This window comes from Nonomuraea pusilla (assembly GCF_900109355.1).
In the GTDB taxonomy this organism is placed as follows: domain Bacteria; phylum Actinomycetota; class Actinomycetes; order Streptosporangiales; family Streptosporangiaceae; genus Nonomuraea; species Nonomuraea pusilla.
This window is the reverse complement of record NZ_FOBF01000014.1, coordinates 211,687-234,584: the sequence shown is the minus strand read 5'-3', so window position 1 is coordinate 234,584 and position 22,898 is coordinate 211,687. Positions and strand designations below refer to the sequence as shown.

Below are 22,898 nucleotides of genomic sequence, written 5' to 3'. Positions count from 1 at the left end.
GCCTTGAGATGAGGTCTCCCACCACGAGAGTGGGTAAGGCCCCCGGTAGACGACCGGGTTGATAGGCCGGAGGTGGAAGCATGGTAACGTGTGGAGCTGACCGGTACTAATAGGCCGAGGACTTGACCATAAAGCTTTTCTTGCTCGCGTCCGCTACGCAATTCTGAGACAGCAAACGGTCTCGTGGTGTTGCGGTGGTTATGGCGGGAAGGAAACACCCGGTTACATTCCGAACCCGGAAGTTAAGCTTCTCTGCGCCGATGGTACTGCACTCGGGAGGGTGTGGGAGAGTAGGTCGCCGCCGCACAAACTTTAGATGAGAAAGGGCCTCACGCCTACGCGTGGGGCCTTTTCTCGTTTCCGTCGAGGGTCGTCTGCTTCCCTGTTCCGGGGAGGCGGGCGGCCCTTCTGGCGTTTGCCCGACGTTGGTGCTCGCCGGACGGTCCGATGGCCGGCGGCGGAGTCTCGGTTTCGGGTTTCTTGGGTTGTGCGTGAACAAGCAAAGAGGGCCACCCCGCCGGCGGGGTGGCCCTCTCGTGTTTCCGGGGACCAGGAGGTCAGACGCGCTGCCACAGGGCCGGGACGTTGGGTGGTTCCCAACCCGCCTGTGACAGGTGCCCCTGCAGGCACCGGTACGTCGCCCCACCGTAGGTGACCTGGTCGCCCGCCTGGTAGGTCACCCCTGCCTGCCAGGTTCCGCCGCCCGGGGGCGGGCTCGTCGGGGGGCCGCCCTTGACGTTGAGCACGAAGTCGAACGTGGCCTCGCGGCCGGTGCCGACGGTCCGCACGGTCATGAGCAGTGCCGGGTCGAAGATGGTGTCGGTGCTGTTGCGCGGCTCGCCGGGGAAGTACAGCTGCGTGGTGAGGATCGGCTGGTTCGGGGCCTGGACCTTCACGTGGATGTGCCGGGTACGGCCCGGGTACAGGCCGGGCACGATCGTGGTGAGTTTGTAGGCGCCCTGCGCGTTCGTGTACTGGTGGCCGCGGAAGTTGTAGGTGACGTTGTCGTACGCGCCGTTGCTGTCGGCCTGCCAGAAGTCCAGCAGGACGTTCGCGAGGGGCTGGCAGGAGAGGCCGAAGACGTAGCCGCTGAGGGTGAGCGTGGTTCCCGCCCCTGGGAGGACGCTCCGCTGGGGGGAGTTCGGCTTGAAGTAGGGGCCCTCGATCTGAGGGGGCGTGGGGTCGTCGCCGTCGTCGCAGTACGGGGTGGGGGTGAGGGTCTGCCCGGTGCCCGCGGCGTCGCGGGCGAGTGCGGGGACCTGTCCGATGAGCAGGGGCACCGGGGTCGCTATGAGAGCCGCCTTGAACAGCGTCTTCCTGGTGATGCCGGGTTTCTCCTCGCGAGTGTGCTCGCTTTCCACTGTGTGCCTCCTCGAAGAGCGGCCCGCCGGGGGGTGGGGCGGGCTGTCCTCCACGGTGGCAGCCGGTTTCCGGGGTGAATACTTCCAGTGTTCTATTAACCCGGCGATATGGACGAGTGTTCGGGCGGGGTCGGGAGTGCGGTGCGCGGTCAGTAGGGTTGAGGGGTGGACTATCGTGCGGTTGAACGCGCGATCATGGAGCGTGGCGTCGAGTGGGATTTCGAGCCGACGCTCGACAGGATCGCGGCCCTCCTAGACGTGCTCGGCTCGCCGCAGCGGGCGTACCCCGTCATACACATCGCGGGCACGAACGGAAAGACGAGCACGGCGCGCCTCACCGAGGCGCTGCTCAAAGAGCGGAACCTGCGGGTGGGGCGCTTCACCAGCCCGCACCTGGTGTCGATGCGTGAGCGCATCACGGTGGACGGCGAGCCGCTCAGCGAGGAGCGCTTCGCCCAGGTGTACGAGGAGATCCTCCCGTACGTCGAGCTGACCGACGCGCAGGGCCACCGGCGCATCCAGTTCTTCGAGCTGCTGACGGCGATGGCGTTCGCGGCGTTCGCGGACACGCCGGTGGACGTCGCCGTCATCGAGGCCGGCATGGGGGGTTCCTGGGACGCGACGAACGTCGCCGACGGCACCGTCACCGTCATCACCCCGATCTCGCTCGACCACACCGACAGGCTCGGCCCCGACATCCCGACGATCGCCGGTGAGAAGGCCGGCATCATCAAGCCCGGCTGCACCGCCGTCTTCGCTCAGCAGGAGCTGGAGGCGGCCGAGGTGCTGATGCGGCGCGCCGTCGAGGTGGGCGCGGTGGTGGCGCGTGAGGGCCTGGAGTTCGGGGTGCTGAGCCGCGAGGTGGCCATGGGCGGCCAGCTGCTCACGCTGCGCGGGCTCAAGGGCGTCTACGACGAGGTGTACCTGCCGCTGTACGGGTCGTACCAGGCGGGGAACGCCGCCTGCGCGCTGGCCGCGGTCGAGGCGCTGACCGGCGGCGACGATCCCCTGGACGTCGAGCTGGTGCGGCAGGCGTTCGCGCAGGCGTCGTCGCCGGGACGCATGGAGGTCGTGCGGCGCAACCCGACCGTCGTCGTGGACGCCGCGCACAACCCCGGCGGCATGCAGGCGACGCTGGAGGCCCTGCACGAGGCGTTCGACTTCGCGAAGGTCGTCGGCGTGGTCGCGGTGATGGCCGACAAGGACGTCGAGACCATCCTCGACCTCCTGGAGCCGGTGCTCGACGAGATCATCGTGACCCGCAACTCGTCCCCCAGGTGCATGCCTCCCGAGGAGCTGGCCGCGCTGGCGCGGTCGCTGTTCGGCGAGGACCGTGTGCACGTCGCCGACCGCCTGGACGAGGCCATCGACCGGGGCATCGCGATGGCCGACGCCGAGGGCGAGTTCAGCGGCACGGGCGTGTTCATCACCGGTTCCGTGGTCACGGCCGGAGACGCCCGGTTCCTGCTGAAGGCGGAGGCCCGGCCATGAACTTCCAGGTCACGCCGGGCATGCGCAGGCTGGGGGCGAGCGTGCTCGGCATGGAGGCGATCGTGGCCGGCCTGCTCACGCCGGTGGCGATCTCCGTCGGCGGCGTCACCCCCGGCCTGGCGTTCACGGCCGGTCTCGGGCTCGCCGCGCTCTGCGTGGTGGCCGCGGGCCTGCTCAAGAAGCCGTTCGGGTACGTGCTCGGCAGCGTCACCCAGGTGCTGGCGATCGCGACGGGCTTCCTCGTCCCGGCCATGTTCTTCCTCGGGACGATCTTCACGGCGCTGTGGATCACGGCGATTATCGTCGCTCGCCGTGTCGAGGGCGTGACTTCCCGCTAAAGTCGGCCTACATGGCCGTCCCCCCAATCCAGCGGTCGCAGGACCAGGCTGGCCAGAGCGCCGCATGGCTGCTCGACGTCGTGCTAGGGCTGCTCGTCGTGGCCGCGCTGCCTCTGGCGATCGTGGCCGTCCCCAACACGCTCTCCGTCGTCGCCCGGCTGCTGCCGGCCGACATCGACCGGGTCGCGCTCATGCGTACGCACGGGCTCGCGCTGCCGGCCCTGATGCTCACCGTCCCGCTCGCCGCGGCGGCGTTGCGCAGGTTCCGTCCCGCTCACCTCGTGGTCGCGGGGCTGGCGCTGCTGGCCGTGGCCGACGCCGCCGGCGGCTACGCCGGGTCCGAGCTCGTCATCGGCGTGGTCAGGGTGCTGCACGGCGTCGGCGCGGGGCTGGTCGTCCCCGCCTCGCTGGCGGCCGTGTGGCACGGCCGCCCGGCGCTGCGCGGGGTGTGGGCAGGCGTGTTCGCGCTGAGTCTGCTCGCCGCGCAGGGGCTGGCGTTGTGGCCGCTCGACGCCGTCACCGACTGGCGGGTCACGCTGCAGCCGTACCCCATGGTGACGGGGGTGGCGCTGGGGCTGGGCGCCGCGTACCTGGTGGTGTCGGCGCTGTCAGGGCGGCCGGAGACGGCGGGGCCGAGCGCCGCCGAGACGCGGCGGCTGCTGCTGGCCGCCGTGCCGGCGGCGGGCATCGCCGCGGTGGCGATCGCGACCGCCAGCCAAGGGTGGGGCGCGACGCTGGTGATCGTGCTCGCGGGGCTCGCCGTGGTGGCGCTGCTGGCGCTGGCCTCGACCGGTACGGCGGTGAGCCGGGTGTCGTCGTACGCGATGGTGGCGGTCGGCGTGGTGCTGCTGCCGAGCGCCGCGCAGGTGACGCTGGTGGAGATGGGCGGGCTGGGCGGTCCAGGGCTGCGGGGGCTGTGGGTGCCGTTCGGGGTCGCGGGGCTGCTCGCGGTGGCCGCGGGCGTGGCCGTGCGGCTGTCGCCGGGCGGCGGGCGGTGGCTGACGTCGCTCGGGCTGCTCGCGATGGTGGTCGGGCTGTGCTCGGTGCGCGTGGTCGTGCCGGCGCCCGACGGTCTGGTGCTGGCGGTGCCGTTCACGCTGCTCGCGGTGGGGGCCTCGGTGGCGCTGACGTCGGCGCTCGGCCAGGTGCGGGCGGGCGGGGCGCTGTTCGGGCTGTCGCTGTGCTTCGCGGGGGTCCTGGCGGGTTACCTGCTGGGCACCGGCGTGCAGATGGCGATGCTCGGCGGCGTGCGGTCGGCGCAGGAGCTGGTCGACGGGTTCGTGGGCGCGCTGCACTGGTGGGCGCTCGTCGGAGGGTTCCTCGTGGTCGCGCTGATCGTCCTGGCCGCGCTGCTGGCCCGGAACGCCGAACCCGACGGTGACGTGGACGATGACCCGGACGATGACCTGGCTGGTGACCTCGACGGCTCGTACGGCGCGGACACCGGGCAGGGGAGCCGTCCGGAGACGGCGGGCTTCGAGACCGCCGGGTACCAGGCGTATGGCGCGTCGTACGGTGAGGCCGGCCACGAGGCGTACGGCGGCGGGCCTGCCGGTGGGGCGGAGACGCTCCCCCCGGTTCCCTCCGCCGGGGCGTTCGGGCGGGCCACGGGTGGCGAGCAGGAGGCCGACGAGCAGGCGACGTCCACCGGCCCGATGCCGGCGGTCCCGCCTCAGGCCGGATCACCGGAGGACGACACGCCCCGTTGACGCGCCCCTTTCGGGTGACGTCACGTAGAAGGCGCTCTCCGGGCATCCCGCCTGGCCGCGACGCCGACGGGCCGTGCCGTCCACGGCCTCCCGCCTATCCCGGCACGGGGACGCCTCCCGTCGGCCGGTCGTTGTGGCTTCGGCCTTCGTCGGCGTGGATCGGCGGCAGGGGAGGCGTCCGCTGGGTGGTGCAGGCGCAAGCGGTTCTGCCTGTGCCGGGACTGGAGCTTGGCTTCGCGCGGAGGGCGTGGTGGCCGGGCTCGTCCTGCGGCGGGCTTGATGGTCCCGTCCCGCATGCGGTGGATTGCCCGCGGGGGCGGAGGTCGCTCGCATCGAGGACGCGGGCCGGGGACGGTAAGCTGAGTGGCCCAGACGTACGGCGACGCGAGGGCGGGAGCCCCGCGACGGCGCTCTGGCGGTCAGGCCAGGCGCCCGAAGCCGCGATCTCAAACCTGTTCGAAGGAGAACCACCAGTGTCCGAGCGCACTCTTGTCCTGATCAAGCCCGACGGGGTTAAGCGCGGCCTCATCGGTGACGTGATCTCGCGCGTGGAGCGCAAGGGCCTCAAGGTCGTGGCGATGGACCTGCGCACCCTCGACGCCGAGACCGCCAAGGCGCACTACGCCGAGCACTCCGAGCGGCCGTTCTTCGGCGAGCTGGTCGAGTTCATCACCTCCGGCCCGCTGGTCGCGATGGTGCTCGAGGGTCCGCGCGCCGTCGAGGCGTTCCGCGCGCTGGCCGGCGCCACCGACCCGGTGAAGTCCGCGCCCGGCACGATCCGTGGCGACCACGCCCTGGAGATCGGCGAGAACGTGGTGCACGGCTCCGACTCGCCCGAGTCCGCCGCCCGCGAGATCAAGATCTTCTTCCCCGACCGCTTCTGAGCCGATCCACCCGGATCGCCTCTGACCGGACCGACGCCGACCGCGTCTGACCGGATCTACGCCGACCGCGTCTGACCGGATCGACGCCGACTGCGTCTGAGCGGATCGACGTCCGTTTCCGAGTGGAGCGACGCCCGCGGTGAGGGCGGGGGGGCTGGTGAGCGCTACGCCGCCTCCAGGCCCCCTCGCCCGGCCGTGGTCCCACCCGGTTCCGGGCCTCTCGTCCGGCCGTGGTCCGACTCGGTCTCGGGCCTCTCGTCCGCCGTGGCCCCACTGGGTTTCGGGCCTCTCGCCCGGCCCTGCCCCAGCCGGTTCCGGGCCTCTCGTCCGGCCGTCGTTCCGCCTTCTGCGCCCGCCAGCCTCCACGGCTGAGCGGGCGCTCCGCGTTTCAGGACCACCGCTGTCTTGGGGCTGCTCCGGCGTCCGGCCGCCGTCCGGGCGACGGCGGCCAGGAATCCGGCGACCGGCGCTGCCACAGCGCTGGAGGGTGCGGGGCTGGGGGGCGTTCGGGTGATCGGGGCTTGTGGTGCAATCCGGGCAAAGTTCGGGTTGGGGTAGGGACTGGAGATTTTTGGGGGGCGCGCTGGCTCATTCCGGTTGGAGGTGGGTACGTCACGTTACGATTCACATCCGATCCGTAGTCATTCGCGAACGACATTACGGAGGGCTCCGTTCCCCATGGGCAGCAAGCTCGCGTTCCTCGGCCGTGACATGGCGGTCGATCTGGGCACCGCCAACACTTTGGTGTACGTGCGCGGCCGGGGCATCGTACTCAACGAGCCCTCCGTCGTCGCGATCAACACCGCCAGTCGCAAGATCGTGGCGGTGGGGATCGAGGCCAAACGGATGATCGGCCGTACGCCCGGCAACATCGTGGCGGTGCGGCCGTTGAAGGACGGCGTGATCGCCGACTTCGACGTCACCGAGCGCATGCTGCGATATTTCATTCAAAGGGTGCACAACCGGTTTCATTTTGCGAAGCCCCGCATCATCATCGCGGTGCCCAGCGGCATCACCAGCGTGGAGCAGCGGGCCGTCAAGGAGGCCGGGTACCAGGCGGGCGCCAGGAAGGTGTACATCGTCGAGGAGCCCATGGCGGCGGCGATCGGCGCCGGCCTGCCCGTCCACGAGCCCACGGGCAACATGGTCGTCGACATCGGCGGAGGCACCACCGAGGTGGCGATCATCTCGATGGGCGGCGTCGTCACCAGCGAGTCCATCAGGGTCGGGGGCGACGAGCTCGACCACGCGGTGATGACGTACGCGAAGAAGGAGTTCTCCCTGATGCTCGGCGAGCGCACCGCCGAGGAGATCAAGATCGCGATCGGCTCGGCCTGCCCCGACGGCGAGGAGACGCACGCGGAGATCCGCGGACGTGACCTGGTCACCGGGCTGCCGAAGACCATCGTGGTCTCCGGCGAGGAGATCAGGAAGGCCATCGAGGAGCCGGTCAACACCATCGTCGACGCGGTCAAGGCCACCCTCGACCGGTGCCCGCCCGAGCTGTCGGGCGACATCATGGACCGCGGCATCGCGCTCACCGGCGGCGGCGCCCTGCTCAAGGGCATGGACGAACGGGTCAAGGTCGAGACGGGCATGCCGGTCCACCTCGTGGAGAACGCGCTCGACTCGGTGGCCATCGGCTCGGGCCGGTGCGCCGAGGAGTTCGAGGCGTTGCAGCAGGTGCTCGTGCCGGAGTCGCGGCACTGATGATGAGAGACACGCGCCGGTCCCGGCTGATTCTGGGGGCGTTGCTGACGGCGGCGCTGGTCCTTCTCACGGTCGATCACCGCGCGGGCGAGAGCTCGCCGCTGCGCCCGCTGCGTACGGCGGGGGCGTGGCTGTTCGGCGCGGCGGAGCGGTTCGGCGGCGGGCTCGCCCGCCCGGTCACCGGGTTCGTCCAGGCCGTCGCGACCGCGCCCCAGGCGCAGGAGCGGATCAGGCAGCTCAAGGCGGAGAACGCGAGGCTGCGGGCCGGGCTGTCGGCGACCCGGCTCGACGAGGCGCGCTCGGCCGAGCTGAAGCGCCTGCTCGGGCTCTCGGGCACCGGAGGGTTCACGGTCGTGCCCGCGAACGTGCTGGCCAGGCGCGGCCAGCCCGGCTTCGAGGACGCCGTGCAGATCGACGTCGGCACGGCCGACGGGGTGCGTCCCGACATGACGGTGCTGAACGGCGACGGGCTGATCGGCCGGGTCGTCGACGCGTCGGCGACCACGTCCACGGTGATGCTGCTGAGCGACCCGGCGGCGTCGGCGGGCGCGAGGCTGGAGGGCGGGCAGGAGATCGGCGTCGTGCACGGGGTGGGGGAGCAGGGCAGGCTGATCCAGTTCAGGCTGCTGGACTCGGCCGCGCAGCTGGTGCGCGGGACGCGCATCGTCAGCTTCGGCTCGCAGAACGGCCGGCCGTACGTGCCTGGCGTGCCGATCGGGGTGATCGAGCAGGTCGAGTCGACGCCGGGCGAGCTGACGCGCATCGCCTACGCCAGGCCGTACGCCGATCTGACCGCGCTCGACGTGGTGGGCGTGGTGGTGCAGGGTCCGAAGCGCGATCCGCGTGACGCGCTGCTGCCGCGCAAGGGGGGATCGTGGTGATCGCCGCGCTGTTCGTGCTGCTGGCGCTGCTGGTGCAGGTCATGGTCGTCAACCGGTTGCCGTTGCCCGCCGGGGGCACCCCCGACCTGGTGCTCCTGGCGGTGGTCGGCGCGGCGCTGGTGCGCGGTCCCACGGCCGGCGCGGTGCTCGGGTTCTGCGCGGGGCTGCTGGTGGACGTCGTGCCGCCCACCGCGCACCTGCTCGGCCAGTACGCGTTCGTCTTCGCCCTGGTCGGGTACGTGGCGGGCCGCGGCGCCGGCGGGCCGGTGACGACGGTCGTCCTGTGCGTGCTGATGGCGCCGCTGCTGGCGGCGGGTCTGGCGGCGCTGATGTCCGACCCGCGGGTGACGCTGTCCACGCTCACGGAGCAGGTGCCGGTGACGGTCGTCTACACGCTGGTCGTGGCGCCCGTCGTGGTGTGGCTGGCGACGCGCGGCCGGCCGCGCCAGGAGCTGCTCGCATGATGCGGATGCGGGCGCGCCTGCTGGTGCTGCAGGTGCTCGTACTGGCGCTGCTCGTGGTGCTGGCGGGGCGGTTGTGGCAGGTGCAGGTGGTGCGCGGGCAGGAGTTCGTGCAGCGGGCGACCGAGACGCGGACCCGTACGGTGCTCGTGCCGGCCGTGCGCGGGCAGATCCTCGACGCGTCGGGGCGGCCGCTGGTGCGCAACAAGACCGCGCTCGTGGTCTCCGTGGACAGGACGCGCCTGGCCAGGACGCCCGACGGCGGGGCCGGGGTGCTGGCCAAGCTGTCGAAGGTGCTCGGCAGGCCGGTGCAGGACCTGCAGCGGCGCATCACGCCGTGCGCGCCGAAGGTGCCCAAGCCGTGCTGGACGGGGTCGCCGTACCAGCCGGTCCCGCTGGACGAGAAGGTCAGCACCCGCGAGGCGCTGCAGATCCTGGAGCGGCAGGAGGAGTTCCCGGGCGTGACGGCGGAGGTCCACTCGGTGCGCGAGTACCCGGGCGGGCGGGCGGGCGCGCAGATGCTGGGCTACCTCCAGCCGGTCACCGAGGCGGAGCTGGAGAAGCGCGAGGGGCTCAAGGCCAGCTTCTCCGGCGTGGACCTGGCGGGCCGCGACGGGCTGGAGTACGTCTACGACGACGAGCTGCGCGGCAAGTCGGGGCTGCGCAGGGTGCAGGTCGACCGCATGGGCAAGGCGCTCGGCGTCGAGGAGCAGACGGCGCCCGTCGCGGGCGACACCATCGTGACGAGCATCGACTCCCGGGTGCAGGCCGTGGTGGAGAAGGCGCTCGCGCACGCCATGAAGGCCCAGCCGAGCGCCGACGGCGCGGCGGGCGTCGTGCTCGACGTGCGCACCGGGCGGGTCGTGGCGCTGGCCAGCGCCCCCGGCTACGACCCGGCGATCTGGGCGGGCGGCATCTCGGCGCGCGGCTACCAGTGGCTGCTGTCGGACAAGTCGGGCAAGCCGCTGGTCTCGCGGGCGATCAACGGGCAGTTCGCCCCCGGCTCGACGTTCAAGATCTCGTCGGTGTCGGCGATGCTGCGCGCCGGGTACCCGCTGAACGGCACGTACGACTGCCCGGGGTCGTACATGGTGGGCGACCGGGCCTTCAACAACTTCCGCGGGCAGGGGCTCGGCACGATGTCCCTGCACACGGCGCTGGTCAAGTCCTGCGACACGATCTTCTACCGGGCGGCGTACGAGCAGTACCTCAAGGACGGCGGGCGCAACCCGAAGAAGCACCCGAAGGAGATCTTCGCGAACACCGCCAGGGCGTTCGGCTTCGGCAAGCCGACCGGCATCGACCTGCCGGGGGAGTCCTCCGGCCGCATCCCCGACCGGGCCTGGAAGAAGGACCTGTGGGCGCGGACGAGCGCCATCAGCTGCAAGCGGTCGCGCACCGGCTACCCGGAGGAGAAGGACGCCGCGCGGGCCGCGTTCCTCAAGCGGCTGGCGCTGGAGAACTGCACCGAGGGGTTCCTGCTGCGGCCGGGCGACTCGGCCAACTTCTCGATCGGGCAGGGCGACGTGCTGGTGACGCCCGTGCAGCTCGCGCGGGCGTACATGGCGCTCGTGGGCGACGGCAGGCTGCGCAGCCCGCGCATCGCCTGGGCGCAGGTGCGTCCCGACGGGACCGTGGTCAAGACGTTCGACGTGCCGGTGGTCGGCAAGCTGCCGCTCAGCGAGAAGGAACGGCTCTACATCAAGGGGGCGCTCAGCGACGTGGCGTCCGACGGCACCGCGGCTGGCGCGTTCGCCGGGTTCCCCATGGACAGGGTCCGGGTGGGCGGCAAGACCGGAACCGCGGAGGTGTGGGGCAAGAAGGACACCTCGTGGTTCGCGTCGTTCGCGCCCACCGACCACCCGCAGTTCGTCGTGGTGGTCATGGTGTCGCAGGGCGGCATGGGCGCCGAGACCGCGGCGCCCGCGGTCAGGGAGATCTACGAGGGCATCTACGGCATCAAGGGCCCGGCGGCGCTGCCCGGCGGCAGGCCGGTGTCGCGGCTGCCGCGCTTCGCGCCGGACGGGACGGTGATCAGGGAATGATCGACCGCGCCGTGACGCTCAGGCGGCCCTCGCTGGTGCGGCGGGCGATGGGCACCGACTCGATCGTGCGCAGGTTCGACGGCCTGATGCTGGTCGCGGTGCTGGGGCTGTCCGTGCTCGGCACGCTGCTCGTGTGGTCGTCCACCAGGACGTGGGCGCCCGGGGCCACGGGGCTGGTGAAGAAGCACCTGCTCAACCAGGTCATCGGGGTCATCCTCTGCATGGTCGTGGCGAGCGTCGACCACCGCGCGATGCGGGCGTACGCGCCGCTCGTGTTCCTCGTCTCCCTGGCGGGGCTCGGGCTGGTGATCACGCCGCTGGGCGCCACGATCAACGGCTCCCACTCGTGGATCCTGCTCGGCGGCGGGTTCGCGGTGCAGCCGTCGGAGTTCGCCAAGGTCGGGCTGTTGCTGATCATCGCGATGCTGCTGGCGCAGCCCGCCGAGGGCAGCGACAGGCCGCGCAACCTCGACGTGGTGCTGGCGCTGGTCGCGGCCTGCGTGACCATGGGGCTGGTGATGCTCCAGCCCGACCTCGGCACGGCGCTGGTGCTGGCGGTGATCACGGCGGGCGGGCTGGTCATCTCGGGCGTGCGCAAGCGGTGGATCATCCTGCTGGCGACGGTCGCCGGGGCCGGGATCTTCGCCGTGTTCCACTTCCAGATGCTGGAGCCGTACCAGATCGCGCGGTTCACGGCGTTCCTCGACCCGAGCGTCGATCCGCGCGGCGTGGGCTACAACAGCACGCAGTCGCTCATCGCCATCGGCTCGGGGCAGCTGCTCGGCAAGGGGCTGCTGGGCGGCGGGCAGACGACCGGCAGGTTCGTGCCGGAGCAGCACACCGACTTCATCTTCACGGTGGCGGGCGAGGAGTTCGGGTTCGTCGGGTCGCTGGCGGTGGTGGTGCTGCTCGGCGTGGTGCTGCTGCGCGCGCTGAAGATCGCCAGGGAGTGCGAGGACAGGTTCGGGACGCTGGTGGCCGGCACGATCGTGTGCTGGCTGGCGTTCCAGGCGTTCGTCAACATCGGGATGACCATCGGGATCATGCCCATCACCGGCCTGCCCCTGCCGTTCGTCTCGTACGGCGGCACCTCCACGTTCGCCAACCTCATCGCCGTGGGGTTGCTGCAGGCGATCAGGGTGCGGCGGCGCGTGTTCGACTAGCCCGGCCGCGCCGCTACGCTGGACGTCATGCCTGTCGAGTCGATTTTCCCTCGCCTGGAAGCGCTGCTGCCCAAGGTGCAGAAGCCCATCCAGTACGTCGGAGGTGAGCTCAACTCGACCGTCAAGGACTGGGACTCCGCCGACGTGCGATGGGCGCTCATGTACCCGGACGCGTACGAGGTCGGGCTGCCGAACCAGGGCGTCGCGATCCTGTACGAGATCCTCAACGAACTGCCCGGCACACTGGCCGAGCGCACCTACGCCGTCTGGCCCGACCTGGAGGCGCTGATGCGCGCCGAGGGCGTCCCGCAGTTCACGGTCGACGCCCACCGGCCCGTACGCGCCTTCGACGTGTTCGGCGTGTCGTTCTCGACCGAGCTGGGCTACACCAACCTGCTGACCGCCCTCGACCTGGCCGGCATCCCGCTGAGGGCCGCCGACCGCGGCGAGGACGACCCGATCGTGCTCGCGGGCGGCCACGCGGCCTTCAACCCGGAGCCGGTCGCCGACTTCCTCGACGCGGCCGTGCTCGGCGACGGCGAGCAGATCGCCATCGCCATCTCCGAGGTCGTCCGCGAGTGGAAGGCCGAGGGCCGGCCGGGCGGGCGCGACGAGCTGCTGATGCGGCTCGCCGAGTCCGGCGGCGTGTACGTGCCGAAGTTCTACGACGTCGACTACCACCCCGACGGCCGCATCAAGCGGGTGGCGCCCAACCGGCCCGACGTGCCGTGGCGGGTGCACAAGCACACCGTGATGGACCTCGACGAGTGGCCGTACCCGAAGAAGCCGCTGGTGCCGCTGGCCGAGACGGTGCACGAGCGGTTCAGCGTGGAGATCTTCCGCGGCTGCACGCGCGGCTGCCGCTTCTGCCAGGCCGGCATGATCACGCGGCCGGTGCGCGAGCGCTCGATCACCACGATCGGCGCGATGGTCGAGAACGGCATCAAGGAGTCCGGCTTCAACGAGGTCGGCCTGCTGTCGCTGTCGTCGGCCGACCACTCCGAGATCGGCGACGTCGCCAAGGGCCTGGCCGACCGGTACGAGGGCACCAACACGTCGCTGTCGCTGCCGTCCACCAGGGTCGACGCGTTCAACATCGACCTGGCGAACGAGTTCTCCAGGAACGGCAGGCGCTCGGGCCTGACGTTCGCGCCCGAGGGCGGCTCCGAGCGCATGCGCAAGGTGATCAACAAGATGGTCACCGAGGAAGACCTCATCCGCACCGTCACCACCGCCTACTCGCAGGGGTGGCGGCAGGTGAAGCTGTACTTCATGTGCGGGCTGCCCACCGAGACCGACGAGGACGTGCTCGGCATCGCCGACCTGGCCAAGAAGGTCATCAAGGCGGGCCGCGAGGCCACCGGGTCGCGCGACATCCGCTGCACGGTGTCGATCGGCGGGTTCGTGCCCAAGCCGCACACGCCGTTCCAGTGGGCGGGCCAGGCCGACCACGAGACCGTCGACCGCCGGCTCAAGGCCCTGCGCGACGCGCTGAGGGGCGACAAGGAGTACGGCAGGGCCATCGGCTACCGCTACCACGACGGCAAGCCGTCCATCGTGGAGGGCCTGCTGTCCCGCGGCGACCGCCGCGTGGGCGCGGTGATCAGGGCCGTGTGGGAGGACGGCGGCCGGTTCGACGGCTGGAGCGAGCACTTCTCGTACGAGCGGTGGATGGCCGCGGCCGAGAGGTGCGGCGTCGACGTCGGCTGGTACACCACGCGCGAGCGCGAGGAGAACGAGGTGCTGCCGTGGGACCACCTCGACGCCGGCCTCGACCGCGAGTGGCTCTGGCAGGACTGGCAGGACGCCGTCTCGGGCGGCGAGGTCGAGGACTGCCGCTGGACGCCGTGCTACGACTGCGGTGTCTGCCCCACCATGGGCACGGAGATCCAGATCGGTCCGACGGGCAGGAAACTCCTTCCTCTCACCGTGGTGTAGCCGCGCTCAGTGGGCGGCCCGTACCTCGGCGTACACGGCCATCGGCCGGGGCGGCTTATCCTGAGACGAAGGAACTCTGACAAGGGAAGGACACGAAGCTCTGAAACCTGTTCCCGAGGGGCCACCGCCCGCGCCGACGGCGCAGCGCCTGCGTGTGCGCTACGCCAAGCGCGGCCGCCTGCGCTTCACCAGTCACCGCGACATCTCGCGGGCCGTCGAGAGGGCGGTCCGCCGTGCCGGCATTCCGGTGGCCTACAGCGCGGGTTTCTCGCCTCACCCGAAGATCTCCTACGCGGGCGCGGCGCCGACCGGCGTCGCCAGCGAAGCCGAGTACCTCGAGATCGGCGTCACCACGCCGTGCGACCCCGAGCAGGTCCGGTCCGCACTGGACGAGTCGCTGCCGCCGGGGCTCGACGTCCTCGACGTCGTGGAGTCGGGCAGTGGAAGCCTGGCCGACCGCCTGGAGTTCTCCGACTGGGAGGTGCGCCTGCGCGGCGCCGACCACGGGCCGGCGCTCGTGGCGGTGGAGAAGTTCCTCGCCGCGGAGGCCGTCGAGGTCGAGCGTCTCACCAAGAAGGGGCCCCGGCGCTTCGACGCGCGCGAGGCCGTGGTGTCGCTCGTGGTGTCCGAGGGAACAGACAGAACCGCAGCTCAGGTGGGCGGACAGTCGTGTGTCATACTGCGCATGGTTGTTCGGCACATGACGCCTGCCGTTCGACCCGACGATGTGCTCACAGGGCTGCGCCTTGTGGCCGACTTCGCGCCGCCGGTCCCCCCCGAGGTGACCAGGCTGGCGCAGGGGCCGCTCGACGCCAGCACCGGTGCGCTTGCCGACCCGCTCGACCTGGACCGCGACACGACGCGCGGCGGCGAGGCGGGGCCGGTGGGTGAGCACGTCGCCGGTTAAGGCGGTGCCCTGCGAGAGCGGGGCGCCACCGCTGACAGGACTTGGCGCCCGCGCCTCCGCTGTGGGGGCGCGGGCGGACAACGAGACACGATGGCTCCTGCGCGGCGCGGCGACGCGCCCGGGAGCTGACGGGAGAGCGCCCGCATGCTCGAGAACGAGCCCAACGCCGGGGCCACTGGCCCTGACGGGGAGACAACTGAACAGCCCAAGGTGACCGCGCGCCGCCGCTCCGCCAGCCGCCCCGCGGGGCCGCCGCCGGAGGTTCCCGAGGCGCCGGCCGACGTGCCCGTCACCGTGCCCGCCGCGCAGGCGGCGCCGTCGGTGACGGAGGGAAGACCGCTGCCGAGCACGGCCGCGCAGCGCGCCGCGGGGGAGCCCGCGCCGGTCGAGGAGCGGGAGGCCGAGGTCCGTACGGCGCCGGCGGGTGACGTGAGCGCCGCCGTGGTCTCCGTGAACGGCTCAGGCACGGCCCCGGCCCAGGAGGCGGAGCCGGCCGGTGAGCCCGCCGCCGCCACGGCGGAGGAGGAGAAGCCCAAGAGGGCCACCAGGACGACGAGGACGCGGTCCACCGCGACGACCGCGCGTAAGCGCACGACGAAGAAGGCGGCCGAGGCGGAGACCGCGGAGGCCGCGGCTGAGGCGCCGTCCGAGCCGGTGGCGGGGAGCGCCGTTCAGGGCGCGCCCGCGGAGCAGGAGGCCGCGCCGGCCGCCGAGGAGGCGCCCAAGCGGCGCCGTACCCGGAAGAAGGCCGAGCCGCAGGAGGCGGCGCCCGAAGCCGTCCAGGAGGCCGCTGAGGCGGCCGTGGAGGCCCCGGCGGGCGTCCCCGGCACCACCGGGCCGCGGGCCGCCGGCGAGGCTCCTCAGGCCGCCGAGCGGGCCGCGACGGCGGGCGGCGAGGACATCCTCGAGGTCCTGCCCGAGGAGGAGCCGCTCGACGACGAGCCCGCGGGCGAGGAGCTCGTCGAGGAGCCCGCGCGTCCCAACCTGCTGGCCGACCCGTTCGGGCTGTCCGCCCACCGGCAGGACACTCCCGGCGCGACGTTCCGGCGTCCCGCGGCCATCTTCGCGCCGCTGTTCCAGGCGCCCGACCCGAGCCAGGCGGCGCCCGCGGTGACGCGCCGTCCCGAGCCGCCCGCCGAGCAGGCGGAGCCCGAGGAGGCGGAGTTCGAGGAGACGGAGGAGGACTCCGAGCTCGCCGAGCTCGACGAGGAGCACGCCGAGGAGATCGAGGACGAGACCTCCGACGAGCAGGAGGAGGAGGGCGGCGGCCGTCGCCGCCGCCGTCGCAGGGGCGGCAGGGGCCGCGGCAGGACCCGCGAGCGCGACGAGTCCGACGAGGGCGAGGAGCACGAGGAAGAGGGCGAGGAGGAGCAGCCCGAGGAGGCGCAGGAGTCCGACTCCTCCACCTCGCGCCGCCGTCGCCGCCGCCGCCGCAGGGGCGCCGAGGAGGGGGCGGAGCCGTCGAGCGACGACCCGCCGAACACGGTCGTGCGCATCCGCGCGCCGCGCTCGGGCCGCGCCGCGTCCCTGGACATCGCCACCGACGGCGTGCAGAGCGTGCGCGGCTCCACTCGCCTGGAGGCCAAGAAGCAGCGCCGCCGCGAGGGGCGCGAGCTCGGCCGCAGGCGTCCGCCGATCATCACCGAGTCCGAGTTCCTGGCGCGCCGCGAGTCGGTCGACAGGATGATGGTGGTGCGCCGCCAGGGCGACCGCACCCAGATCGCGGTGCTCGAGGACGGCGTGCTCGTCGAGCACTACGTCAACCGCGAGGCCAGCCAGTCGTACGTCGGCAACGTGTACCTCGGCAAGGTGCAGAACGTGCTGCCGTCGATGGAGGCGGCGTTCGTCGACATCGGCAAGGGCCGCAACGCCGTGCTGTACGCGGGCGAGGTGAACTTCGACACCGCGGGCATGGAGGGCCAGCCCAAGCGCATCGAGTCGGCGCTGAAGTCGGGCCAGTCGGTGCTGGTGCAGGTCACCAAGGACCCGATCGGCCACAAGGGCGCCCGCCTCACCAGCCAGATCAGCCTGCCCGGCCGCTACCTCGTGTACGTGCCCGACGGGTCGATGACCGGCATCAGCCGCAAGCTGCCCGACAAGGAGCGCACGCGGCTCAAGAGCATCCTGAAGAGGGTCATGCCGGAGAACGCCGGCGTGATCGTGCGCACCGCGGCCGAGGGCGCCTCCGAGGAGGAGCTGGCGCGTGACGTGGCCAGGCTGTCGGCGCAGTGGGAGAGCATCCAGAAGAAGGCCAAGTCGGCCAGCCCGCCCGAGCTGCTGTCGGCCGAGCCCGACCTGACCGTCCGCGTCATCCGGGACGTGTTCAACGAGGACTTCAGCTCGCTCGTCGTCCAGGGCGACGACGCCTGGGACACCGTGGACGAGTACGTCAGGTACGTCGCCCCGCACCTGGGCGAGCGCCTGTCGAAGTGGGACGGCGACCAGGGCGACGTGTTCGAGTCGTACCGGATCGACGAGCAGCTGGGCAAGGCGCTGGAGCGCAAGGTGTGGCTGCCGAGCGGCGGCTCGCTGGTGATCGACAGGACCGAGGCCATGACCGTGGTCGACGTCAACACCGGCAAGTTCACCGGCCAGGGCGGCAACCTGGAGGAGACGGTCACGCGCAACAACCTGGAGGCGGCCGAGGAGATCGTCCGTCAGCTCAGGCTGCGCGACATCGGCGGCATCATCGTGATCGACTTCATCGACATGGTGCTGGAGTCGAACCGCGACCTGGTGCTGCGGCGGCTGCTGGAGTGCCTGGCGCGCGACAGGACGAAGCACCAGGTCGCCGAGGTCACCTCGCTGGGCCTGGTGCAGATGACGCGTAAGCGGGTCGGTCAGGGGCTGCTGGAGGCGTTCTCGACGGCGTGCGAGTGCTGCAACGGGCGCGGGCTGATCGTCTCGACCGAGCCGGTCGAGGCCAAGCCCGAGCCGCGCGGCACGCAGGGCAAGATGGCCGTCGAGAAGGCGGTCGCGGAGAAGGTTTCCGCGGCCAAGGACTCCGCGGGCCGTGATACCGTGACCGGTGCGCTTGAAGACGTCCCTGTTGAGGACGACCAGGCCGGCCAGACTTCTGGCAGGGGGCGGCGACGCTCCCGCCGAGCCAAGTCCGCAGAGTAGCCAGGCGCTCCCGTGAGGGAGCGCCCGCTCGGCGGGCATCTGACGATCCGTCCGGTTCGCCTAGGGCACCGATCATCCGGTACCCTGGTGAACCGGTGCGTCCAGTGACGCGCTCTGTTCGCGCGCCTACTCGGTTCGTCGGTTTCCAGACAGTGATCGAATGCCGGGCGCAGCATTCAGTGAGTCAGTAGAAGGGTTCCGCGGTGTACGCGATCGTTCGTTGCGGCGGCAGGCAGCAGAAGGTCTCCGTCGGTGACGTCCTCGAGGTGGACAAGGTCGCCGGCGAGGTCGGCTCTTCGGTTACGCTGCCGACGGTGCTCGTCGTCAACGACGGCGACGTGACCACGGAGGCGGGCAAGTTCACGGTCAGCGCCGAGATCCTCGGTGAGACCAAGGGCCCGAAGATCCGCATCCTGAAGTACAAGAACAAGACCGGTTACAAGAAGCGCCAGGGTCACCGTCAGCGGTACACCCAGGTGAAGATCACCGGTATCGACCAGGCCTGATCGGGAGTTTGAGAGATGGCACACAAGAAGGGCGCGTCGTCCACCCGGAACGGCCGTGACTCGAACGCTCAGCGCCTGGGCGTCAAGCGCTTCGGCGGCCAGCTGGTCAACGCGGGCGAGATCATCGTCCGTCAGCGCGGCACCCACTTCCACCCGGGCGACAACGTCGGCCGCGGCGGCGACGACACGCTGTTCGCGCTGACCGCCGGGCACGTCCAGTTCGGCGTGAAGCGCGGGCGTCGCGCGGTCAGCATCGTTCCGGTCGCGGAGTAATCTCCCGCCGTTCGGAGTTCAGCCAAGGGGTGGATCGGCTTGCGATCCGCCCCTTGAGCGTTTTCCGGGGAGTTCTCCCCGGGGCGCGGCCCGCCGCAGCGGCGGGCCGCGATCAGAGGTCAGAGGTGACGCCCCCCCACCGGGGGCCGATGGAGGAGTGCTGGATGCCGGACTTCGTGGACCAGGTGGTTCTGCATGTCAAGGCCGGTGACGGGGGGAACGGGTGCGCCTCCATCCACCGGGAGAAGTTCAAGCCGCTGGGCGGCCCCGACGGCGGCAACGGCGGCCGCGGCGGCGACGTGATCCTCGAGGTCGATCCCAACACGGCGACGCTGCTGGAGTACCACCGGCGCCCGCACCGCAAGGCCGACAACGGCAAGCAGGGGCAGGGCTCCAACCGCGACGGCGCGAACGGCGAGGACGTCATTCTGGCCGTGCCCAACGGCACCGTGGTCAAGGACGCCGCCACGGGCGAGGTGCTGGTCGACCTCGTGGGCGCCGGCACCCGGTACGTGATCGCGCGGGGCGGCCACGGCGGCCTCGGCAACGCGGCGCTCGCCACGACCAAGCGCAAGGCCCCCGGCTTCGCGCTGCTGGGCGAGCCCGGCGACCAGCTCGACGTGATGCTGGAGCTGAAGAGCGTGGCCGACGTGGCGCTCGTCGGCTTCCCCAGCGCCGGCAAGTCGTCGCTGATCGCCGCGCTCAGCGCCGCCAAGCCGAAGATCGCCGACTACCCGTTCACGACGCTGGTGCCCAACCTTGGCGTCGTCACGGCGGGCGACACCGTCTTCACGGTCGCGGACGTGCCCGGCCTGATCCCCGGCGCCTCCCAGGGCAAGGGGCTCGGCCACGAGTTCCTGCGCCACGTCGAGCGGTGCGACATGCTCGTGCACGTCATCGACTGCGCCACGATGGAGCCGGGCCGCGACCCGGTCAGCGACTACGAGGTGATCGAGGCCGAGCTGCGGGCGTACGGGAAGCTGGAGGACCGGCCCCGGATGGTCGTGCTGAACAAGGCCGACGTGCCCGACGCCAGGGAGCTGTCCGAGATGGTCATCCCCGAGTTCGAGTCGCGCGGGCTGAAGGTGTTCACGGTGTCGGCGGCCACGCACGAGGGGCTGCGCGAGTTCACGTACGCGATGGGCGAGTGGGTGGCGGCGGCCCGCGCGAACAAGCCGGTCGAGGAGCCGACCCGGCTGGTGATCAGGCCGAGGCAGCTCGGCGAGTCCGGGTTCACGGTGCGCCAGGTCGGCGAGAACCAGTTCCAGGTGACCGGCGAGAAGCCGGAGCGCTGGATCAGGCAGACCGACTTCAGCAACGACGAGGCCGTCGGCTTCCTGGCCGACAGGCTGGAGCGGCTCGGCGTCGAGGAGCAGCTGCTCAAGGCGGGCGCGACCCCGGGGGCGGAGGTCGTGATCGGGTCGATGGAGGGCGGCTACGTCTTCGACTGGCAGCCGACGCTCAACGCGGAGTCGGTGCGTCAGGGCCCGCGCGGCACCGACAGCCGCCTCTAGACCGATCGCCTCAAGCCCGGCTGCCTCGGGCGGCGCGGCCGCCTCGGCCGGGGAGGCCGGGCGGCTGAGGGGGCGAGGGCAGATCGGGTGATCCGCCGGGTCGGATAGGCTTCCAGACGTGCGGGAACGGATCGGCTCAGCCTCGAAGGTCGTCGTCAAGGTAGGCTCCTCCTCGCTCACGACTCCCCAGGGCACGATCGACGTGGACCGGGTCGACGCCCTGGTCGACGTGCTGGCGGCGCGCCGCAAGGCGGGCACGCAGATCGTCCTGGTGTCGTCGGGGGCGATCGCGGCGGGCCTCGGGCCACTCGGGCTGTCGGCGCGACCGCGTGACCTGGCCACGCAGCAGGCCGCGGCCTCCGTGGGCCAGGGCGTGCTGGTCGCCCGCTACACCTCGTCCTTCGCCAGGTACGCCCTGCGCGTCGGCCAGGTGCTGCTGACGGCCGACGACATGATGCGCCGCGCCCACCACGCCAACGCCCAGCGCACGCTGGCCAGGCTGCTGGAGCTCGGCATCGTCCCGATCGTCAACGAGAACGACACGGTCGCCACCGACGAGATCCGCTTCGGCGACAACGACCGGCTGGCCGCGCTGGTGTCCCACCTCATCCACGCCGACGCGCTGGTGCTGCTCTCGGACGTCGACGCGCTGTACGACGGCCCGCCGAGCCGCCCCGGCTCGCGCAGGCTGTCCGAGGTCCGGGGGCCCGAGGACCTCACGGGCGTCGAGCTGGGCAGGAACGGCGCGGCCGTCGGCACCGGCGGCATGATCACCAAGGTGCAGGCGGCGCGCATCGCCACCGGCGCGGGCGTGCCGGTGGTGCTCACCGCGGCGGCCCACGCGGCGCAGGCGCTGTCGGGGGCCGAGGTCGGCACCTACTTCCACCCCGGCGGGCGCCACCCGGGCACGCGGCTGCTGTGGCTCGCGCACGCCACCACCGGGCGTGGCCGCCTCCATCTCGACCAGGGCGCCGTCGAGGCCATCGTGGGGCGGCGCAAGTCGCTGCTGCCGGCCGGGGTAACGTCGGTCGAGGGCGAGTTCGCGGCGGGCGACCCGGTCGACCTGTGCGGGCCGCAGGGTCTCGTCGTGGCGAGGGGCCTGGTGAACTTCGACGCCTCCGAGATCCCCGGCCTGCTCGGCCGCTCCACGAGAGAGCTGGCCAGCGCCCTCGGTCCGGAATATGAACGCGAGCTGATCCACCGTGACGACATCGTCATACTGGAAGCTCACACGTAAGCCGGTCGGTCCGCCGCACGTCGGCGGGCCCGACGAAGCCTTGACGAGGAGCACGCCGATGTCCGAGGAGTTCCTGAAGGTCGCCCGCGCGGCACGAGAGGCCGCCGCCGAGCTGGCCCCGCTGCCGCGGGCGCCGAAGGACCGGGCGCTGCGTGCCGTCGCCGACGCGCTGGTCGCCCGCACCGCCGAGATCGTCGAGGCCAACGCCAAGGACGTCGAGCAGGCGAGGGAGCAGGGCACGTCCGAGGCGATGATCGACCGGTTGCGGCTCGACGCGGCCAGGGTGGCGGCGGTGGCTGACGCGGTGCGCCAGGTGGCCGACCTGCCCGACCCGGTGGGCGAGGTGGTGCGCGGCGGCACGCTGCCCAACGGCCTGGAGCTGCGCCAGCTCAGGGTGCCGCTCGGCGTCATCGGCATCATCTACGAGGGCAGGCCCAACGTCACCGTCGACGCCGCGGCGCTGTGCCTGAAGAGCGGCAACGCGGTGCTGCTGCGCGGGTCGTCCAGCGCGTACGCCTCCAACACGGCGCTGGTCCGCGTCATGCAGGAGGCGCTGGAGGGCACCGAGGTGCCGGCGGGGGCGGTGCAGCTCGTCCCGGGGCGCTCGCGCGACTCGGTCAAGGAGCTGATGCGCGCCCGCGGCCTGGTGGACGTGCTGATCCCGCGCGGCGGCGCGTCGCTCATCAACTCGGTGGTCGAGGAGTCGACGGTGCCGGTGATCGAGACGGGCGTCGGCAACTGCCACGTCTACGTCGACGCCGACGCCGACCTCGGGCTCGCCGTCGAGATCCTGCTGAACGCGAAGACGCAGCGGCCGTCGGTGTGCAACGCGGCCGAGACGTTCCTCGTGCACGCCGACGTGGCCGCCGCGTTCCTGCCGCGCGCGCTGGCGGCGCTGGCCGAGGCTGGGGTGACGGTGCACGGCGACGAGCGGGTGGCCCGCCACGGCGACGTCGTGCCCGCCACCGAGGACGACTTCCGCGCCGAGTACCTGTCGCTCGACATCGCGGCCGCCGTCGTCGACTCGCTGGAGGACGCGGTCGCCCACATCAGGCGCTACGGCTCGGCCCACACCGACGCCATCGTCACGCGCTCGCAGCAGGCGGCCCGCCGGTTCGTGGCGCTGGTCGACTCGGCGGCGGTGGCGGTGAACGCCTCGACGCGGTTCACCGACGGCGGCGAGTTCGGGTTCGGCGCGGAGATCGGCATCTCGACGCAGAAGCTGCACGCGCGCGGCCCGATGGGGCTGCCCGAGCTGACGTCCACCAAGTGGGTGTACACGGGTGAGGGGCATCTGCGCACGTCCGAGGGTTCGGTGCTGGCGCGTCCCGATCAGGGGTGAGGCGACGGCGGGCCT

18 protein-coding genes and 2 rRNA genes are annotated in these 22,898 nt (G+C 71.8%); 19 read left to right on the top strand and 1 reads right to left on the bottom strand.

Annotated features, from left to right (window positions below):
- Positions 1–130 (top strand): 23S ribosomal RNA (locus BMX74_RS27330); the annotation flags it as partial.
- A 60-nt stretch (positions 131–190) separates the two neighbouring features.
- Positions 191–307, top strand: a 5S ribosomal RNA gene (gene rrf, locus BMX74_RS27325).
- A gap of 250 nt (positions 308–557) precedes the next feature.
- Here the strand turns inward: rrf and BMX74_RS27320 are convergent.
- On the bottom strand, positions 558–1,361 hold the full coding sequence (locus tag BMX74_RS27320) for a dioxygenase family protein (RefSeq protein ID WP_091103571.1): 804 nt from the start codon (positions 1,359–1,361) through the stop codon (positions 558–560).
- Positions 1,362–1,556: 195 nt separating this feature from the next.
- Here BMX74_RS27320 and BMX74_RS27315 point away from each other — a divergent pair, with 195 nt between their 5' ends.
- The 17 genes from BMX74_RS27315 to BMX74_RS27235 all read left to right on the top strand — a co-directional run bounded on the left by BMX74_RS27315 (position 1,557) and on the right by BMX74_RS27235 (position 22,883).
- Positions 1,557–2,852, top strand: coding sequence for a bifunctional folylpolyglutamate synthase/dihydrofolate synthase (locus BMX74_RS27315; RefSeq protein ID WP_055506270.1), 1,296 nt, complete (start codon positions 1,557–1,559; stop codon positions 2,850–2,852).
- A complete protein-coding gene (locus tag BMX74_RS27310; RefSeq protein ID WP_091103569.1) occupies positions 2,849–3,190 on the top strand; it encodes a DUF4233 domain-containing protein in 342 nt (113 codons plus the stop codon). Before BMX74_RS27315 ends, BMX74_RS27310 begins: the two co-directional genes overlap by 4 nt.
- An 11-nt stretch (positions 3,191–3,201) precedes the next feature.
- The gene (locus tag BMX74_RS27305; RefSeq protein WP_091103567.1) at positions 3,202–4,899 is read left to right on the top strand and encodes a hypothetical protein; all 1,698 of its coding nucleotides are present in this window, start codon (positions 3,202–3,204) and stop codon (positions 4,897–4,899) included.
- Between the two features lie 473 nt (positions 4,900–5,372).
- Entirely contained in the window at positions 5,373–5,783 is a 411-nt protein-coding gene (ndk, locus tag BMX74_RS27300; protein ID WP_091103566.1) for a nucleoside-diphosphate kinase, read from the top strand.
- Between the two features lie 678 nt (positions 5,784–6,461).
- Positions 6,462–7,493: a rod shape-determining protein gene (locus BMX74_RS27295; RefSeq protein ID WP_055506267.1), complete on the top strand. Its 1,032-nt coding sequence runs from the start codon at positions 6,462–6,464 to the stop codon at positions 7,491–7,493.
- On the top strand, positions 7,493–8,374 hold the full coding sequence (gene mreC, locus BMX74_RS27290; RefSeq protein ID WP_055506266.1) for a rod shape-determining protein MreC: 882 nt from the start codon (positions 7,493–7,495) through the stop codon (positions 8,372–8,374). The genes BMX74_RS27295 and mreC overlap by 1 nt, the downstream gene beginning before the upstream one ends.
- Positions 8,368–8,838, top strand: coding sequence for a rod shape-determining protein MreD (gene mreD, locus BMX74_RS27285; protein WP_236714978.1), 471 nt, complete (start codon positions 8,368–8,370; stop codon positions 8,836–8,838). Before mreC ends, mreD begins: the two co-directional genes overlap by 7 nt.
- Positions 8,835–10,880 carry a penicillin-binding protein 2 gene (gene mrdA, locus BMX74_RS27280; RefSeq protein ID WP_091103564.1) on the top strand — a complete coding sequence of 682 codons (2,046 nt, stop codon included), beginning with the start codon at positions 8,835–8,837 and terminating at the stop codon, positions 10,878–10,880. The genes mreD and mrdA overlap by 4 nt, the downstream gene beginning before the upstream one ends.
- Positions 10,877–12,043: a rod shape-determining protein RodA gene (rodA, locus tag BMX74_RS27275; protein WP_091103563.1), complete on the top strand. Its 1,167-nt coding sequence runs from the start codon at positions 10,877–10,879 to the stop codon at positions 12,041–12,043. Before mrdA ends, rodA begins: the two co-directional genes overlap by 4 nt.
- 27 nt (positions 12,044–12,070) lie before the next feature.
- A complete protein-coding gene (locus BMX74_RS27270; protein ID WP_055506263.1) occupies positions 12,071–13,981 on the top strand; it encodes a TIGR03960 family B12-binding radical SAM protein in 1,911 nt (636 codons plus the stop codon).
- A gap of 154 nt (positions 13,982–14,135) precedes the next feature.
- Positions 14,136–14,888: a TIGR03936 family radical SAM-associated protein gene (locus tag BMX74_RS27265; RefSeq protein WP_337959862.1), complete on the top strand. Its 753-nt coding sequence runs from the start codon at positions 14,136–14,138 to the stop codon at positions 14,886–14,888.
- Positions 14,889–15,032: 144 nt separating this feature from the next.
- Positions 15,033–18,011 (top strand): Rne/Rng family ribonuclease, encoded by a 2,979-nt coding sequence (locus BMX74_RS27260; protein WP_091103561.1) that lies wholly within the window; start codon positions 15,033–15,035, stop codon positions 18,009–18,011.
- Positions 18,012–18,214: 203 nt separating this feature from the next.
- Positions 18,215–18,517, top strand: a complete 303-nt coding sequence (gene rplU, locus BMX74_RS27255) for a 50S ribosomal protein L21 (protein ID WP_055506260.1) — start codon at positions 18,215–18,217, stop codon at positions 18,515–18,517.
- Positions 18,518–18,532: 15 nt separating this feature from the next.
- The gene (gene rpmA / locus BMX74_RS27250; RefSeq protein WP_020546367.1) at positions 18,533–18,790 is read left to right on the top strand and encodes a 50S ribosomal protein L27; all 258 of its coding nucleotides are present in this window, start codon (positions 18,533–18,535) and stop codon (positions 18,788–18,790) included.
- Between the two features lie 164 nt (positions 18,791–18,954).
- The gene (gene obgE, locus BMX74_RS27245) at positions 18,955–20,304 is read left to right on the top strand and encodes a GTPase ObgE (protein WP_055506259.1); all 1,350 of its coding nucleotides are present in this window, start codon (positions 18,955–18,957) and stop codon (positions 20,302–20,304) included.
- A 118-nt stretch (positions 20,305–20,422) separates the two neighbouring features.
- Positions 20,423–21,541, top strand: coding sequence for a glutamate 5-kinase (gene proB / locus BMX74_RS27240; protein WP_218154073.1), 1,119 nt, complete (start codon positions 20,423–20,425; stop codon positions 21,539–21,541).
- A 58-nt stretch (positions 21,542–21,599) separates the two neighbouring features.
- On the top strand, positions 21,600–22,883 hold the full coding sequence (locus BMX74_RS27235; protein ID WP_091103560.1) for a glutamate-5-semialdehyde dehydrogenase: 1,284 nt from the start codon (positions 21,600–21,602) through the stop codon (positions 22,881–22,883).
- The last annotated feature ends 15 nt before the right edge of the window (positions 22,884–22,898 follow it).

What these genes read in the sequence shown, in the direction of transcription:
- BMX74_RS27315 (WP_055506270.1), top strand. Translation starts at nt 1,557, where the DNA reads ATGGAGCGTGGCGTCGAGTGGGATTTCGAGCCGACGCTCGACAGGATC.
- BMX74_RS27310 (WP_091103569.1), top strand. Translation starts at nt 2,849, where the DNA reads ATGAACTTCCAGGTCACGCCGGGCATGCGCAGGCTGGGGGCGAGCGTG.
- BMX74_RS27305 (WP_091103567.1), top strand. Translation starts at nt 3,202, where the DNA reads ATGGCCGTCCCCCCAATCCAGCGGTCGCAGGACCAGGCTGGCCAGAGC.
- BMX74_RS27295 (WP_055506267.1), top strand. Translation starts at nt 6,462, where the DNA reads ATGGGCAGCAAGCTCGCGTTCCTCGGCCGTGACATGGCGGTCGATCTG.
- mreC (WP_055506266.1), top strand. Translation starts at nt 7,493, where the DNA reads ATGATGAGAGACACGCGCCGGTCCCGGCTGATTCTGGGGGCGTTGCTG.
- mrdA (WP_091103564.1), top strand. Translation starts at nt 8,835, where the DNA reads ATGATGCGGATGCGGGCGCGCCTGCTGGTGCTGCAGGTGCTCGTACTG.
- rodA (WP_091103563.1), top strand. Translation starts at nt 10,877, where the DNA reads ATGATCGACCGCGCCGTGACGCTCAGGCGGCCCTCGCTGGTGCGGCGG.
- BMX74_RS27270 (WP_055506263.1), top strand. Translation starts at nt 12,071, where the DNA reads ATGCCTGTCGAGTCGATTTTCCCTCGCCTGGAAGCGCTGCTGCCCAAG.
- BMX74_RS27260 (WP_091103561.1), top strand. Translation starts at nt 15,033, where the DNA reads ATGCTCGAGAACGAGCCCAACGCCGGGGCCACTGGCCCTGACGGGGAG.
- rpmA (WP_020546367.1), top strand. Translation starts at nt 18,533, where the DNA reads ATGGCACACAAGAAGGGCGCGTCGTCCACCCGGAACGGCCGTGACTCG.
- obgE (WP_055506259.1), top strand. Translation starts at nt 18,955, where the DNA reads ATGCCGGACTTCGTGGACCAGGTGGTTCTGCATGTCAAGGCCGGTGAC.
- BMX74_RS27235 (WP_091103560.1), top strand. Translation starts at nt 21,600, where the DNA reads ATGTCCGAGGAGTTCCTGAAGGTCGCCCGCGCGGCACGAGAGGCCGCC.